This is a genomic window from Stenotrophomonas sp. SMYL89, assembly GCF_036319985.1.
Taxonomy (GTDB): domain Bacteria; phylum Pseudomonadota; class Gammaproteobacteria; order Xanthomonadales; family Xanthomonadaceae; genus Stenotrophomonas; species Stenotrophomonas maltophilia_Q.
Map to the genome: position 1 here is coordinate 1 of NZ_JAWIRW010000026.1, position 16,287 is coordinate 16,287.

The window sequence follows — 16,287 nt, forward strand, 5'->3', positions numbered from 1 at the left end:
CGCGTTCGGGCCAGACGGAAAATATGACGTCCCGCGCACGGCCAGCACCCCGCTGGCCACCTATGCGGCCATGGTGGTCGCCCGCCGCGAGCGGGTGGAATGGCTGCGGCCGTGGGCACCGTATACCGAAGTGAACGTCGATGAGTGGTGGCCGCAATTCAACGGATGGCAGGCAACCCCGCCGAAGCCTTTCAAACCCACACCGTTCTTTCCCACCCCTTGGACGCGCGCCCACTTCAAGCAATGGGACGCCCTACCCACGCTCGCCAAGTTGCATCGCCCGGTTGTCGCCCGCTTCACGGATGAGCAGGGTACGCCTCTCAAGCGTCAGGCCCAGCACGAGGCGCTTGTAGAGGGTTGGAAACAGGCCGCCGGCGAAACCTACATCAACTCGGTGTTCCTTGACACCGGCAAGGCCGGTACCGGCATCGCCACACTGTCACCGGTGCTGCGCGAGCTCAAGGGCAACCCGGACCTGCTGGATCCAAAGGAAGGCATCGACCTGTACGCGCGGCTGGGCGAAACCGGCGCGGCCTCGCCGTTCGTGCAGTTGGTACTGGCCACGATGGCCGCTGCCGAATCGAAGCGGGCCAGCATGGTGGTGCCCATGCGCCGGCCGGACCAGGTGACGATGATCCAGGTGAGCCCTTCGGACGATGAGATTCCGTCGTACCTGTTCAAGCCACGCTTGCTGCCGCAGACCTCGCAGGCGCCGGATGTGCCGGAACAGCAGCCTGCAGCGCCGCGCTACGTTGCGCCGATGTCGATGGACAAGGAAGCCGTTGCTGCCGACCGCAAGGCACTGGCTGAGCTGCTGCGCGATGGTGGGTCCGGTGGGTGAGATCGACAGGCGACAGGGCTTGAGCTTTAACTGACCTGGATTGTCGCATCTTGCCCGTTTTGTAAACAGCGGCTATCGTTGCGCCCTTCACACGCCTGTGCCGCGTCCGGCATGGGGTGGACACAGGACGCAGGTCGATGGCTTCAAGGAAGAGGAGTGCACGCGCCCTGCGCGTGCTGTTGGTGCTGTGCATGGTGGCCTTCACGGGCGCCACCCAGGCCGCAGACAAATCGCAGCAGGCCTACTGGGCCGGTTTTGCCTATACCGCTGATGCCGCTGCCGTGCAGGCGACCACGCCGCATGCGCACGCCGTGCTGGAAAAGCGCGGCCTGATCCCGCTGAACCAGACCTTGGCGCAGGCGCTCAAGCGCCGGCCGCCGGCGAACCTGGAACTGATCGACCAGCCGGTGGCGATGCTCGACGGCACAACCAGCGCGACGGTGCTGGCCGCCGCGCTGGACCGCGAACTGGTTTCGGTCGAGCCGATCGGCAACCAGTACAAGGTGCTGGTGGAAGTGGCCCTGCAGGCGCTGTTCTTCGATTTCCGCGAGCGCCAGGTGATTGCGTCCTATCCGCTGACCCTGCAGCGCATCGACGTGCAGGATTACCGTCCTGACAACGACGATATCGACACGATCGTCGCCGATCTGCTGTACGGCAGCGCCGATACCAGCCTGTCGCAGGTTCTGGCCGCCAGTCTCGCCCAGGCCAAGCTGCCCGATGCCGCCGTGCGTCGCCTGCAGGTCGGTGGCGTAACCCTGTCCGACGCGGTCCGCGCCAAGCTGCCTGACCCGAAGTGGGAAACGCCGCTGCGCGCCACGCTGGCCCATGAACTGTCCAAGACGCTGGCGTCCAATACCGGCGTCGGCCTGCTGCCGCCGGCCTCGGGCCAGGCGATCGGTGGTGCGATGGCCGCGCGCTTTGCCGACGGCAAGGTCTACCAGCTGAAGATTCCCGAGCCGGACTACGTCATCAGCGTGCAGGTCGATGCGCTGAAGAACGGCGTGATTGAAGAAACCCCGGCGATGAAGACGATGCTGTTCGGCGCCTTCTTCACCGCGAAGGTGACCGAGCCGTTCTCCGGCAAGGTCTACTTCGAACAGCCGCTGCGCAAGGGGGCCACCAAGGTGGTACCGGTCACGCAGTGGCAGGTCGACCAGTGGTCGGCCAGCTACGAAACCCTGCTGGCCGGCTTCGACGCCTTCGCCGGCGCCGCCGCCAAGCGCGCAGATTCGCGTGCATGGCTGGACGAACAGAAGCCGGGCGGCCGCCCGTTGCAGCAGCAGACCCAAGCCCTCCAGGAGTTGATCAAGTCATGTCGTTGATGCGTACCATCCTGCTCATCCTCATCGCCCTGGTGGTGGCCTCGCCGGTCGCCGCACAGACCGCCAGTTCGCGTGGTACCGGTTCGGCCAGCTATGGCCTGCGCCTGAGCGCCGATACCCGCGCCCAGGCCCTGAACAAGGCCAAGGTCAATGCACTGGAGGCGTACATCGCTGAAACCGGTGCAGCCAAGCTGCGCCTGTTCGAAGCCCGCCGCGCCGAGTTCATCGGTGAGATCGACCGCTATGTGCTTAGCGCCGTGCCGCTGTCGGACACCGAAGACAAGAAGGCCAAGACCTACACCGTCACCGTCCGCGCCGAGATCAACACCACGCTGCTGCAGACCAAGCTGGATGCCGGTTCGGCCGTGGCCGGTGCCACCGCCGCGCAGCGCTCGCTGCTGACCTTCCTGTTCATGGCACGCTCGCAGGACACCGTGCAGTCGTTCCAGGACAAGGAATACCGCCGCGTCGACGCCAGCAGCAGCTACAGCGAGAACACCCGTGAAGGCGACAGCTTCCGCGGCAACTCGGTCAGCACCAACGGCAGCATCAACCAGAACGGTTCGGTGTCGGTCACCAGCGGCGGCAGCACCACCCAGCGCAGCGACAACATCAGCTGGAAGGTGGCCAACGCGGCCGAGGTCAACACTGCGATGACTGGTGCCTTCAGCGCCGCCGGCTACGAAGTGGTTGAAGCCGAGTACGTGGAAGGCGAATCGCGCGGCCTGCTGAGCATCGAGCGCATCCGCAAGGATTTCAGCACCGGCAACGACCTGTCTGCCGCCACCCTGCGTGACACCGCCAACGGCATCCGTGCGGCCAACATCCCGTACATCGCCGTCGGTACCCTCGACGTCGGCATGCGCGACCGCGATCCGGCCAGCGGCAATACCCGCGTGTTCGTCACCGTCACAGGCAAGGTGCTGGACGTGACCGGTCGCTTCCCGCGCACCGTGTCGTCGGTGGGCCCGGTGCAGTTCTCCGGCACGGGCCCGAATGAAACCGTCGCCCGCACCAACGCCCTGCAGCTGGCCGCCGAGAAGGCCGCCCAGCAGATGATCAACGAACTGAACGTCAAGGCAGTCCGCTGACGTTACCGCTGCGCTCGCCGGGCATGGCCCGGCGCTACCGGCTCTGGTGGGTGCCGAGCTTGCTCGGCACTGACTCGCTGCCATCCCCGATCTCGCGTGCCGCGCTGCGGCCGTCTTTCTCATAAAGGAAATCCCATGATCCGCAATACCGCTCTTGTCGTGGCCATCGCTGCCGCCACCCTGTCGATGCCGGCCCACGCTGGCCTGGGCAAGCTGAAGGACCTGGCCGGTGCCGCCACCGGTACCTCCAGCAGCAACGCCTCCAGCGCCGCCGCTCCGGACGAAGCCGCGCAGGAAGCGCTGGTGCGCCGTTTCGTCAGCTCGCAGTCGCACTCGCTGCAGGCCCAGACCTCGTTCGCCCGCGCCTTCGGCCTGGCCGAGCAGGTGCAGCTGCTGGAAGCCGAGCGCCAGGCGCTGTCGTCGGGTTCGGTCAGCGTCGATGCGATGAAGAAGTCGGTGTCGGTCAGCGAAGCTGCGCAGGCCGCGATCAACGAGCGCCAGGCCGCACAGCCGGAACTGAACGCTGAATCCAAGCAGCACTACGCCGAAGGCCTGGTCTCGCTGCTGGCGTCGGCTGCCGAAGCGCAGAAGCTGGGTGGCGAAGCCAGCAACTTCACCGCCGGCATGAAGAACCTGGGCGCGACCCAGATGGCCACCGTCGGCCGCAAGCTGGCCGCCGGTGCATGGGTGGCCAAGGAATCGCCGGGCTTCATCCAGGGCCTGTACGGTTCGACCAAGTCGGCCGTGACCTTTGCCAAGAAGAGCAAGGTGAAGGTGCCGTCCAACGCCGATTCGATGCTCGATTCGATCTGATCCGAGGCGAATCTCCATGCGTACGACAACCCGTTTGATCGGCCTGGGCCTGGCCGCCGCGCTGCTTGCAGCCTGCGGCAAGCAGGACACCCCGGCCGCCGCGCCTGCACCCGCCAAGGACAAGGCAACCAGTGCGCTGGCCAGCAATGCGCCAGTGGAAGCAGCGCCCCTGCGTGGCACGCCGGATTTCGGCGGCACCACCCAGGTCGCGCGTGAAGCCGACGGCATCGGCAGCACCCCGGAACTGGCGGTGCTGGCAGCGCTGCAGTCGGCCGTGGCGCAGGTCAACGGCGTACGCGTGGCCAGCCAGATGCAGAGCCTGCGTGCAGGCCTGCATGTGGATGTGGATGGCGAACACGTCGGCGATATCCGCGCCGACGCGTTCACCCAGCAGATGATCGCCGGCTCGCAGGGCGCGGTGCTGGGCTATGAAATCCTGTCGCAGGATGAAGTGCGGCAGCTGGACGAGGAAACCATCGCCCGCGTGCGCGCCAGCGATGAAGGCTGGAGCTTCAAGGGCTCGGCGTCGGCCAATGCGTCCGGCGAAGCCTCGGCCAAGAGCGGTTCGGCCTCAGCCAGCGTCAGGGAAAGCTACGACGAGAAGGTCAACGTTGATGCCAAGCGTGGCGCCAGTTCGTTCGATTCCGACGTGACCCATCGCAGCATGCGCAGCTACTGGAAGGTGCGCGTGCGCGCGCAGATCGCCCAGTACCGTGCGCCGGACGAGCAGGGCAAGCCGAAGATCGTGGTCGCCCTGCCGCGTACCAAGGCCGGCAGCTACGCCGTGGGCGATGGCCGCGTGGATGCCGATGAAGTGGCCGACGCGATCCGTGCGCGCCTGTCCGACACGCTGACCCAGACCCAGCGCTTCATCGTGCTGGACCGCGAGTTCGGCGACGAACTGCAGGCCGAGATCGATCACATCAACAGCGGCAACGTGCGCCTGCAGGACACCGCACGCGTGGGCCAGCAGCTGGCGACCGACCTGATCCTGATCCCGACCATCGAGCGCTTCGAGTACCCGCGCAGCGTGCGCAACCTGCGCATGTCCGACCGCCAGGTGACCTCGTATTCCGGTGGCGGCCGCATCACCCTGCGCCTGATCAACGCCACCACCGGCCAGGTGGTGATGTCCGACAGCTTCGACCACCAGCTGGCCTCGACCGGTCCGAGCACCCTGCCGCGTGTGGTCAACGGTCGCAACATGGCGGCGGCGATGATGGAGTCGCTGTCCGGCCAGATCGGCACCACCATCGTCACCACGCTGTTCCCGGTGTCGGTGGTCTCGGTGGACGGCGACCAGGTGGTACTGAGCCAGGGCGGCGAAACGCTGCAGGCGGGCCAGCGCTGGCAGGCCGTTCGCCTGGGCGAAGAACTGAAGGACCCGCAGACCGGTCGCTCGCTGGGCCGCAGCGAACACCCGTGCTGCACCATCCGCATCGACCGCGTGGCCGCACAGACGTCCTACGGCACCATCGAAGACGGCGTAGACGCGATGCGCGGCGGCTTCCGCCCGGGCCAGATCGAACTGCGCCAGAAGCTGGGCAGCAAGCCGGCAACGGCCGCCGCAGGCGCGACCGCCTCGGCCGCTCCCGCCGCCGCACGCCCGGCCGCCAAGCCGAAGCCCAAGGCGGCCGCCGCCCCGGCCGAAGACCCGAACTGGTAACAGACTCAAGCAACATACAGATGGGGTCAGAGCCCTTTCCCGCCGGGAAAGGGATCTGACCCCTTCGTGTTTCCGTCCGTGTCGACCAAGGTCGACACCCACCAACAGCAGCAGAAATCTGTCGAAGGCGGGGTGGGTCCGGGTGCGGGGGGGGGCGGGGGGGGGGGGGGGCGGGGGGGGGGGGCCGGCGCCCCCCCCCCATTGGTGGGGTTCCCGGCCCCCCCCCCACTCGCCCCCACCCCGCCATCCCACGGGATGCCGCTGTTGCTTTGGCTTTGGCTGCTGCCCTGGCATCGGCGGGTGCAGGGCGCAGCCCTGCCGAATCCCATTACACTCCAGAGAGATTTCCCTGCTGGAGAGAGCAATGAAACGAGTAGCACTGGGCCTGCTGGCCCTGTCAGTGTCGAGCGCACTGATGGCGGCCACCCCGAAATTCGACGGCGCGCGAATCTCCGCCGACGTCAAGGAACTGGCCTCCGACGCCTACGAAGGCCGCTCCCCGGCCACCGCCGGCGAAGAAAAGACCATCGCCTTCCTCAGCAAGCAGTTCGCCGATGCCGGCCTGCAGCCGGGCGGTGACCTCAAGGACGGCAAGCGTCTGTGGACCCAGGCCGTGCCGCTGCGCAAGGGCGACATCGTCGGCGCACCGCAGCTGGCGCTGCACCAGGGCGGCAAGACCGTCCCGCTGGAGCAGGGCAAGCAGATCGCCGTGCGCGCCGCCATGAACGGCGCCAGCAACGTCGACATCAGCAAGGCGCCACTGGTGTTCCTCGGCTACGGCGTGAAGGCGCCGGAGCGCAACTGGGACGACTTCAAGGGCGTGGACCTGAAGGGCAAGATCGCCGTGGTGCTGATCAACGACCCGGACTTCGAGACCGGCCAGGGTGATTTCGACGGCAAGGGCATGACCTATTACGGCCGCTGGACCTACAAGTACGAGGAAGGCGCCCGCCAGGGAGCGCTGGGCGTGCTGATCGTGCATGAGACCGCACCTGCGTCGTATGGCTGGGCCACTGTGGCCGGCTCCAACACCAACACCATGTTCGATGTGGTGCGCGACAACCCGGCGGAAAGCCACCCGCTGCTGGAAGGCTGGATCCAGCGCGACCTGGCGGTGGAGCTGTTCCGCTCGGCCGGGCAGGATTTCGAGGCGCTGAAGAAGAAGGCGCAGCAGCGCGACTTCACCCCGGTGACGCTGACCGGCGCCAGCCTGGACGCGAAGTACGCGGTGAAGACCGAAGTGATCACCTCGCACAACGTGGCCGCGCGCCTGGAAGGCACCCGCCATCCGGACGAGACCATCATCTACAGCGCGCACTGGGACCACATCGGCGTGGGTGAGCCGGACGCACGCGGCGACCGCATCTTCAACGGTGCGCTGGACAACGCCAGCGGCACCGCCTCGCTGATCGAGCTGGCGCGCGGCTTCGCCAAGGCCAAGCGTCCGGAGCGCTCGCTGCTGTTCCTGGCGGTCACTGCCGAGGAAAAGGGCCTGCTGGGTTCGGAGTACTACGCCACCCATCCGCTGTACCCGCTGGAAAAGACCGTGGCGGTGATCAACATGGACGGCATGGCGCCGTTCGGCCCGTCGCGTGATTTCGGCATCTACGGTGCCGCGCGCTTCGAGCTGCTGGACCAGCTGAAGGACGTGGCCAAGGGCTGGGACATCCGCTACACCCCGGACCCGAAGCCGGAAGCGGGCCTGTTCTTCCGCTCCGATCACTTCCCGTTCGCCAAGCGTGGCGTGCCGGCGCTGTCCTGGTCGGCCGGCCAGGACTGGGTGCACGGCGGCGTGGCCGCAGGCAAGAAGGCCTCCGAGGACTACACCGCCAAGCGTTATCACCAGCAGGGCGACGAATGGCAGCCGGACTGGGTGTTCGCCGGTGCCGCCCGCGACCTGGAGGTGCTGTACACGCTGGGCAACCAGCTGGCCAACTCGCGCAGCTGGCCGAACTGGAGCAAGGACGAGTCGTTCCGCGCCGTGCGTGACGCCAGCGCCGACCAGCGCAGATAAGGGATTGCGGGGCGCTGCCCCGCCACCCTTCGGCAACGCCGGGCCATGCCCGGCGTTGCCGTAACGGCTTCCATCGCCGCTTTCCGGCCCTTCGTCGCAACCCGCTTGCTTGCCCGGCGGGCCGCCCTATGCTCGGCTCACCCCCTTCCTCCAAGGCGCCGTCGTGTTCGCCAGCCTCTCTCTCCTGATCCGCCACCTGCTGGCCTGGGCCGCCGCGCTGGTTGTCGCCGGCATGGTCTGGAGCGGCATCTTCAGCGGCATGAACGATGGCCCGGGCTGGGTGTTCGGCCTGCTGGCGATGTTCCTGATGATTTCTGCGCTGGGCAGCGCGATCACCCATGTGCGGCGTGTCTGGCTGGTGGCCGGCCGGCTGGATTCGACCACGCTCTCGGGCCGCCAGCGCCGCCAGGTGGAACTGCCGATGGATGCCGGCCAGGCCTACGCCGTGGTGGAAGCGGCGATTGCCGAACTTCCGCGCGTGGAGGATGTGGAAAGCTCGGCCGGCAGCCTGCAGGTACGCGCCTACGTGCGCCGGGTCGATCTCTGGAATGGCCGCCAGCCCTCGCGCTGGAACCTGCCGGCGCGGCTGGCGATCAAGCGCAACAGCGTGCTGGCCACGGTCACGCCGGGGCAGGGCACCAGCACTGTCACGCTGTTGTTCGAACCGGACGCTGGCTGGTGGGCCGATCTGCTCGCGCTGGACGAGGGCAGCAACTTCGAGAACGCCGAAGCGGTCACCCGCGCGATCAGCCGCCGCGTGGCCGACCAGCGCCGCGATGAGCAGGCCGCTGCCGAACAGACCCAGGTGGAAAAGGAACTGTCGGTCGCGCGCTTGAACCTGCTGCATGCGCAGGTGGAACCGCATTTCCTCTACAACACGCTGGCCAACGCGCAGGTGCTGACCCGCACCGATCCGGCGCGCGCCGAACAGATGCTTGGCCACCTGATCCAGTACCTGCGCAGCTCGCTGCCGCAGGTGGATGAGTCGGTGTCGACGCTGGGCGTGGAGCTGGAGCGTACGCGCGCCTACCTGGAGATCCTGCGCATCCGCATGGGCGCGCGGCTGGCGGTGGAAGTGCAGGTGCCGAATGAGCTGCATGGCGTGCACCTGCCGGCGATGGCGCTGCAGACGCTGGTGGAGAACGCGATCAAGCACGGCCTGGAACCCAAGCCCGGCGGCGGCACGATCTGGATCCTGGCGCGTGGCTTCGATGACCACGTAACGGTGACCGTGGCCGACGATGGCCTCGGCTTCGGCCAGGGCACCAGTGGCACCGGCATCGGCCTGAAGAACCTGCGCGAGCGCCTGCGACTGACCTGCGGCGAGCAGGCCGGCGTGGCGATCGTTGCCAACTTCCCCAGCGGCGTGGCCGCAACCATGACCCTGCCGCAGACACACAAGGAGCGCAGCCATGCCGCTTGAAGCCCTCATTGCCGAAGACGAGGAACTGCTGCGGCAGTCACTGGTGGAACAGCTGCGCCGGTTGTGGCCGGAGCTGAAGCTGGTGGCCGAGTGCGAGGACGGTGCCAGTGCGCTGGAGCAGCTGGCCGAGAAGCAGCCGGATATTGCCTTCCTCGATATCCGCATGCCCGGCATCAGTGGCATCGAAGTTGCGCGTTCGCTGTTCGAGCTGAGCCCGCGCACCCAGGTGGTGTTTGTCACCGCCTACGACCAGTACGCCATCGACGCGTTCGAGCAGGGCGCGATGGATTACCTGCTGAAGCCGGTCAGTGACGAACGCCTGCTGGCCACGCGTGAGCGCATCCTGTCGCGGCTGCCATCGACGCGCCAGGATGACGCCGTGCTTGAACGCCTGCTGCAGCGGCTGGGTCCATCCCAGGGTGCTGCCGAACGCCCGCCGCTGGCCTGGATCACCGCCAGCAACGGCCGCGAGACGCAGTTGATCATGCTGGAGGACGTGGCCTACTTCCGCGCCGACAACAAGTACACCACCGTGGTGACGGCCGCAGATGAGAGCCTGTTGCGCACACCGTTGCGCGAGCTGCTGGAAGTGCTCGACCCGCAGCACTTCCGCCAGATCCATCGTTCGACCATCGTCAACATGAAGGCGGTGGCGGCGGTCAGCCGCGACGATACCGGGCGTGGCGTGCTGCGGCTGCGAGGCCGCACGGAAACACTGGTGGTCAGCCAACCGTTCATGAGCCTGTTCCGCGGGATGTGATCCACGCAGGCTGCTGAAAGAACAATGCCACCGTGATCGCGCACGGTGGCATTGTGGGTCCCCCCGCTTTCCCCAAGGGTCAGTAGGCAGGCTGCAGTGTCAGGTCGTGGTGGTGCTCGTTCTCGCCCACGTGGTTGAGGCGGCCGACCAGCTCGGAGTGCTGCTTCATGCGCCCGATCTCGGTCATGATGCGGATGTCCTCGTGGCGCAGTTCGCGCTTGGCGGTGACCGCCTGCTTGTAGTCGAGCACTTCCGGGTAATGCTCGGCCAGGTCCAGTGCCTCGGCCACGTGCTCGACACTGTCGGCCTTGGAGCTGATGCGGGCGCGGCTGTTGAACGCCTTCATCCAGCGTTCGAAACCGGCAGTGCGGTCGAACATGTTGGCCATGAACCAGATCACGAACAGGATCGAGATCCATGAACCGAACACCACGACCACCCGGGTGAAGGTGATGTGGTAGTCGTCGCGCCACAGATAGTTGGTGATCAGGCCGAGGATCAACAGTGACGCCGCCTGCCAGCCGACGATCGAGGCGATCAGCCACTGGCACTTGGCCTGGGCCAGCACAGCCACTTCATCGCGGATCTGCTGCTCGCTGAGGTTGCGCCAATGCGCGACCTGTTTGTCGAACGGGCTGCTGTAGAGCTCGTTGTCGCGAAGCAGTAGTCCCAAACCCTTGAACAAAGCAATCATGGCTGGCTCCTTGTGGAACGTGCGTCGATCAGCATTGGACGGTGTGGCGGGTTCAGTTCTAGCACTTCCAGCGAGCCGTGCAATGGGCGCAATGCCAAGCGGCGTAAGGGTTTTGTCTGAATGGGTGAATGTTGCTGCATCGCAGCATTGAGGCCGCAGCCTGCGACAGGATGTCGCAGGGTGAAATGTGCTGCGGCCGCACATGAAACCGTGGCTGAGCGCGGAGACTCGCCGCCGGCGTCGTGATCGCCCAGAATCGGGGCCGACCGCGCAACGCGCGGCCGTACTCCCGCCTTTCCTGGACCTGTGATGCCGGCTCTGCTGCAGCGACTTTCCCGCCCCGTCACCGCGCCGATCCGGCGCTGGGTGCTGGAGGCTTTCCCGCGCGGCCAGAGCGGCATCGATTACGACCATCCGCTGGGCGACCCGGGCTGGTTCGGCCCGGACAGCGTCACTTGGCGGTTGCATGCCGAATTCCCCTCGATGCTGGCCGGCGGCTTGTGTGCGCTGATGTTGCAGACCTTGCACCCGCGCGCGCTGGCCGGGGTCTACGACTACTCCAATTTCCGCCAGGACCTGGTGGGTCGCCTGCGGCGCACCACAGCGTTCGTTGCAGGCACCAGCTACGCGCCCAGCGGTGAGGTGGAAGCGCTGGTGGCCAAGGTGCGTCGCATCCATGCGCGGATCCGCGGCCAGACCGCGCAGGGCGAGCCCTATGCCGCCGATGATCCGCAGCTGCTGACCTGGGTGCATGTGACCGAGGCGTTTGGTTTCCTGCAGGGCTTCCGCCGCTACGGGCGCGAGGTGCCGGCGCACATCGCCGATCGCTACTACGACGAGTACCGCCGGGTGGCCGAGGCGCTGGGCGCGGTGGATGTGCCGCGCAGTGAAGCCGAGGTGGCGGCGTACTTCTGTGCACGGCAACCGGAGTTGCGTGTGGACGAGCGCTCGCGCGAAGTGCTGGGGGTGTTGTCCGGCGTGCGCCTGCCGGTTCCGGTGCCAGGGTTGTCGCGCGAAGTGTTCCTGGGTGCAGGTGCGGCGCTGCTGCCGGACTGGGCCGAGGGCATGCTGAAACGCAATGGTCGCCAGCGTGCTCAGGCGGCAGCTTCAGCGAAGTTGATGCAGGGCATGGCGCCACTGTTCCGCCGCGCGCTGCCCGATGGCCTCGCCAGCCGTGCCTGCACGCGCATGGGCGTGCCGGTGGACGTCCTGCGCGAGTGGCCCACCGTTGCCTGGTAAATGCCAACCTTGGTTGACACGCTCGCACCATGGTTCTGGTAGGTGCCAACCTTGGTTGGCACGCATTTCGCGCGGTGCCGCAGAAGCGCCAACCAAGGTTGGCATCTACCAGAGCGGATTCCGCGGTAGATCCACGCCATGCGTGGATGAAGCCTTACCCGTCCACCTTCAACCCACGCAACAACACGTCCAGCGCCGCCGTCGCCTGCCGCAGGCGCGCATCACCCTCCTCTCCTTCGGCGATCCAGAACGCAGCCTCGGCCAGGCCGCCGTAGATCAACGACGCCAGTACCTGTGCATCCACCGGCGCCACCACGCCCTGCGCGATCAACTGTTCGATCAACCGCTGCATCGAGTGCACGCAGTGGCGCTGCGATTCCGGTGAGGCGCCACCGAGCACCGCGCGTGCATCGCGCAGCACGATGCGCTGGATCTCCGGTTCCAGTGCCATCTCGAGATAGGCGCGGCAACGCTGCACGAAGCCCTCCCAGGCATCGTCGGCGCCGTCGCTGATCGCCTGCAGGCGCTGGTCGGTCTCGGCATCCAGCTGGGCGACCACAGCCGCCAGCAGGCCCTTCTTGTCGCCGAAGTGGTGGTACAGCGCGCCACGGGTCAGCCCGGCCTGGGCGGTCAGGTCGTCCATCGAGGTGGCGGCATAGCCATGCTCGCTGAACACCCGGCGGGCGGTGGCCAGCAGGCTGGCGCGGGTTTCTTCCATCTCGGCGCGGGTGCGGCGGACCATCCGGAGCTCCTTACATACGAAGTGCATGATTATTTACATACGGCGCGTATGAATGTAACCTCTTATTCATACGCTCTGTATGTATTGTCGTGGCGCCGGGTGCGCCAGGCAAGCCGCTGCCCTGGAGATCCTGATGGCCACCCCCTATCGCGACCTGTTCGCGGCCCCCGGCACCGCCGGCCTCGCCCTGGCCGGGCTGCTGGCACGCCTGCCGCTGCCGATGACCGGCATCGGCATCATCACCCTGCTGTCGCAGCTGCGCGGCAGCTACGCATTGGCTGGTGCGGTGTCGGCCACCTTCGTGCTGACCTACGCGCTGCTGTCACCGCAGGTGTCGCGCTGGGTCGACCGCCACGGCCAGGGCAGGGTGCTGCCGTGGGCGGCCGCAGCCAGCGCGGCCGGTCTGCTGCTGCTGCTCGCGTGCACGCTGCTGGCCGCGTCCGACTGGACGCTGTTCATTGCGGCGATGCTGGCCGGCTGCATGCCCAGCGTGTCGGCGATGGTGCGCGCGCGCTGGACCGCGATCCATCGCGGCCGCGCGCAGCTACAGACCGCGTATTCGCTGGAGACCGTGTTCGACGAGGTGACCTTCATCGCCGGGCCACCGCTGTCGGTGGGATTGTCGGTTGCGGTGTGGCCGCAGGCGGGCGTGCTGGCGGCAGCGTTGCTGCTGGTGATTGGAGTGGCCGCACTGGTAATGCAGCGTGGCACCGAGCCGCCGCTGCAGCACCGCGAAGGTGCCGCACCCTCGCGTTCGTTGCTACGGCAGCCGGAGATCCGCCTGCTGGCGTTGCTGATGCTGGCGATGGGCTTGATTGTCGGCACCGTCGACATCACCAGCGTGGCGTTCGCCGAAGAGCGGGGCCAGCCGCTTGCCGCCAGCGCGGTGCTGTCGGCCTATGCGCTGGGCAGCTGCACAGCGGGCCTGCTGTTCGGTGCACTGAAGCTGCAGGCACCGTTGCCGCGCCTGTTGCTGGCCGGCGCAGCGGCCACCGCACTGACCACGTTGCCGTTGCTGTGGGCGGGCAACCTGCCTGCACTGGCCGTGGCCGTGCTGCTGGCCGGCGCGTTCTTCGCGCCGACGATGATCGTGGCGATGTCTCTGGTCGAGCAATGCGTGCCGGCAGCACGCCTCACTGAGGGCATGACCTGGCTGTTGGCCGGCCTGAACATCGGTGTCGCGCTGGGTGCGGCGGTGTCGGGCCAGGTGGTCGATGCCGCGGGCGTGCGCCCGGGCTTTCTCGTTGCGTTGATCGCCGGCGCCTGCGTGCTGTTGATCGCGATACTCGCGCAGCGCGCAATGCATCGCGCGCGCGTACCTGGCTGTGCTGCGGAGGCCACCGCAAGGACGTAGATCCACCCCATGGGTGGATGGCGTGGATAGATGCCAACCAAGGTCGGCACCCACCAGAAAATGAAACGGGCGCCTTGCGGCGCCCGTTCCCGTTACATCACCACACCTTGACCCGCTTGTCCGGGGCCAGGTACAGCTTCTGGCCTTCCTTCACTTCGAACGCCGGGTACCAGGCGTCGATATTGCGCACGGTCAGTGCGCGGAACTGGCCTGGTGCATGCACATCGGTCAGCAGCGAATTGCGCAGCGCCTGCTCGCGGCTCTTGCTGCGCCAGGCCTGGGCGAAGCCGAGGAAGAAGCGCTGGTCCGGGGTGAAGCCTTCCAGGGTCTGCCCCGGCTTGCCCTGCAGCGACAGCTGGTAGGCGTCGTAGGCGGTGCCCAGGCCGGCCACGTCGGCGATGTTCTCGCCCAGGGTCAGCTTGCCGTTCACATGCACGCCCGGGAACGGCGCGTAGCTGCTGAACTGCGCGGCCAGCGCATCGCCAGCAGCGTTGAACTGCTTCAGGTCCTCGGCGGTCCACCAGTTGTGCAGCTTGCCGGTTTCATCGAACAGCGCACCGGCGTTGTCGAAGCCGTGGCTGATCTCATGGCCGATCACCGCGCCGATCGCACCGTAATTCACCGCGTCGTCGGCGGCACCGTCGAAGAACGGCGGCTGCAGGATCGCCGCCGGGAACACCAGGCGGTTTTCCAGCGGCACGTTCATCGCATTGATGGTCTGCGGCAGCATCGCCCACTCGCTGTGGTCGACCGGCTTGCCCAGCTTGGCGATGTTGCGCTGGTACTCGAACAGCTCGGCGCGCTGCGCATTGCCCAGCGCGTCATCGCGGCGGATCTCCAGGCCGGTGTAATCGCGCCACTTCTCCGGGTAGCCCATGCCCACGGTCAGGCCGGCCACCTTGGCCTTGGCATGCGCCTTGGTCTGCGGCGACATCCACGACAGTGCATCGATGCGCTTGGCGAAGGCGGCGATGATGTTCTTCGCCATCTCGTCCGCGCGCTCCTTGGTCTTCGCGTCGAAGTGCTTCTCGACGTAGCGCTTGCCGATGGCTTCGCCGACGGCATGGTTGGCATCGTCCACCGCGCGCTTCCAGCGGTCGCTCTGCTGCGGTGTGCCGCTCAGCGCGGTGCCGTGGAAGGCGAAGCGGGCATCGGCGAACTTCTTCGGCAGGTAGGCGGCGGCACGGTCCAGTGCGTGGAAGGCCAGGTAGTCCTTCCAGACGTCCAGCGGCTCTGTGGCGACCAGCTTGGACAGGCCGGCCACGGCCTTGGGCTGCCACACGATGAAGTCCTGCTGGTCGCCCAGCGCGGCCGCATCAAGGAAGGCGTTCCAGTCCATGCCCGGTGCCTTGGCGTTGAAATCGGCCTGGGTCCACGGGTTGGCACCCTTGGTCACGTCGTTGGTTTCTTCCTGGGTGACGTGCGCCTGCGCGATCTTCGTTTCCAGCGCGAGGATGCGCTGCGCCTTGCCGGCCGGGTCGGCCACGCCGGCCAGCTGCAGCATCTGCGCGATGTAGGCCTGGTACTGCTTGCGCAGCTCGGCCATGCGGCCGTCACCGAGGTAGAAGTCGCGGTCGGGCATGCCAAGGCCACCCTGCACCAGGTAGGGCGCGTTGCGGTCCGGCTGCAGCATGTCCACCGACACCCACAGGCCGAACAGGCGGTCGGTGTAGAAGTTGGTGGCGTTGAGCAGGTCGACGTCGGCGCGCATGTCGCCGCCGAGGGTGCGGGCCAGGCCGGCCTTGTCGGCGATCGCATCGATGGCCTTCAGCTGCGGCTGCACCGGGGCGATGCCATGTTGCTCGATGCCGGCTTCATCCATGTAGGCGGCGTAGTAGTCGCCGATCAGCTTGTCGTCACCGCTGGCCTGTGCATTGCCGGCGGCGCCTTCGAGGATGGCGCGGGTGTCGGCTAGGGTCTTCTCGGCAATGACGTTGAAGCTGCCGAAGCGCGAACGGTCGGCCGGAATCTCGGTGTTCTTCACCCAGGTGCCGTTGGCGAAGCCGAAGAAGTCATCGCCGGCCGCGATGCTGCGGTCCATGCCGCTGGCATCGAAGCCGAAGCTGCCCAGCATCGGCTTGGCCGCAGCGGAGGCAGCCTCGGCGGGCTTGGCGGTGCCACCGGCCGGATCGGCCGGACGGTCGCAGGCAGCCAGGGACAGGCTGGCAACGATGGCCAGTGCCAGGGTGGGACGGCGCAGCTTGGACATGGACTTCTCTTGCAGCGGAAAACCCCAAGTCTAATCCGCTGCGGCCCGGCTGGCCCTCCCTGTGGCTGGCCGGTCCTGTGCAGGATCTGGCTGAACGCGCCGAAGCGATCTTCACG

12 protein-coding genes and 1 pseudogene are annotated in these 16,287 nt (G+C 67.1%); 10 read left to right on the top strand and 3 right to left on the bottom strand.

Annotated features, from left to right (window positions below; translation table 11 throughout):
* From V3B41_RS19210 to V3B41_RS19245, 8 genes and pseudogenes are all read left to right on the top strand, one after another.
* Nucleotides 1-841: pseudogene (locus tag V3B41_RS19210) on the top strand (hypothetical protein); the annotation flags it as partial.
* A gap of 137 nt (nt 842-978) precedes the next feature.
* On the top strand, nt 979-2,166 hold the full coding sequence (locus tag V3B41_RS19215; RefSeq protein ID WP_329861791.1) for a hypothetical protein: 1,188 nt from the start codon (nt 979-981) through the stop codon (nt 2,164-2,166).
* Nucleotides 2,157-3,257, top strand: coding sequence for a hypothetical protein (locus V3B41_RS19220; protein WP_005407892.1), 1,101 nt, complete (start codon nt 2,157-2,159; stop codon nt 3,255-3,257). The genes V3B41_RS19215 and V3B41_RS19220 overlap by 10 nt, the downstream gene beginning before the upstream one ends.
* Before the next feature lie 135 nt (nt 3,258-3,392).
* Entirely contained in the window at nt 3,393-4,070 is a 678-nt protein-coding gene (locus V3B41_RS19225) for a hypothetical protein (RefSeq protein WP_329861792.1), read from the top strand.
* Between the two features lie 16 nt (nt 4,071-4,086).
* Nucleotides 4,087-5,736, top strand: a complete 1,650-nt coding sequence (locus tag V3B41_RS19230; RefSeq protein WP_197620333.1) for a CsgG/HfaB family protein — start codon at nt 4,087-4,089, stop codon at nt 5,734-5,736.
* Between the two features lie 364 nt (nt 5,737-6,100).
* Entirely contained in the window at nt 6,101-7,750 is a 1,650-nt protein-coding gene (locus V3B41_RS19235) for a M28 family metallopeptidase (RefSeq protein WP_329861793.1), read from the top strand.
* Nucleotides 7,751-7,913: 163 nt separating this feature from the next.
* Complete coding sequence (locus V3B41_RS19240; RefSeq protein ID WP_005407896.1) at nt 7,914-9,173, top strand: histidine kinase; 1,260 nt, start codon at nt 7,914-7,916, stop codon at nt 9,171-9,173.
* Complete coding sequence (locus tag V3B41_RS19245; protein ID WP_329861794.1) at nt 9,163-9,933, top strand: LytTR family DNA-binding domain-containing protein; 771 nt, start codon at nt 9,163-9,165, stop codon at nt 9,931-9,933. The genes V3B41_RS19240 and V3B41_RS19245 overlap by 11 nt, the downstream gene beginning before the upstream one ends.
* 79 nt (nt 9,934-10,012) lie before the next feature.
* On the opposite strand, the gene V3B41_RS19250 is transcribed toward V3B41_RS19245, so the two are convergent.
* On the bottom strand, nt 10,013-10,627 hold the full coding sequence (locus V3B41_RS19250; protein WP_106549748.1) for a hypothetical protein: 615 nt from the start codon (nt 10,625-10,627) through the stop codon (nt 10,013-10,015).
* Between the two features lie 309 nt (nt 10,628-10,936).
* On the opposite strand from V3B41_RS19250, the gene V3B41_RS19255 reads away from it, so the two are divergent.
* Entirely contained in the window at nt 10,937-11,866 is a 930-nt protein-coding gene (locus V3B41_RS19255) for an oxygenase MpaB family protein (RefSeq protein WP_197650953.1), read from the top strand.
* A 154-nt stretch (nt 11,867-12,020) separates the two neighbouring features.
* Here the strand turns inward: V3B41_RS19255 and V3B41_RS19260 are convergent, their stop codons facing one another.
* Nucleotides 12,021-12,608, bottom strand: a complete 588-nt coding sequence (locus V3B41_RS19260) for a TetR family transcriptional regulator (RefSeq protein ID WP_049432363.1) — start codon at nt 12,606-12,608, stop codon at nt 12,021-12,023.
* A 133-nt stretch (nt 12,609-12,741) separates the two neighbouring features.
* Between V3B41_RS19260 and V3B41_RS19265 the strand changes: the two genes are divergently transcribed.
* Nucleotides 12,742-13,962 carry an MFS transporter gene (locus V3B41_RS19265; protein ID WP_329861795.1) on the top strand — a complete coding sequence of 407 codons (1,221 nt, stop codon included), beginning with the start codon at nt 12,742-12,744 and terminating at the stop codon, nt 13,960-13,962.
* 97 nt (nt 13,963-14,059) lie between these two features.
* On the opposite strand, the gene V3B41_RS19270 is transcribed toward V3B41_RS19265, so the two are convergent.
* Nucleotides 14,060-16,171 (bottom strand): M13 family metallopeptidase, encoded by a 2,112-nt coding sequence (locus V3B41_RS19270; protein WP_329861796.1) that lies wholly within the window; start codon nt 16,169-16,171, stop codon nt 14,060-14,062.
* Nucleotides 16,172-16,287 lie beyond the last annotated feature (116 nt).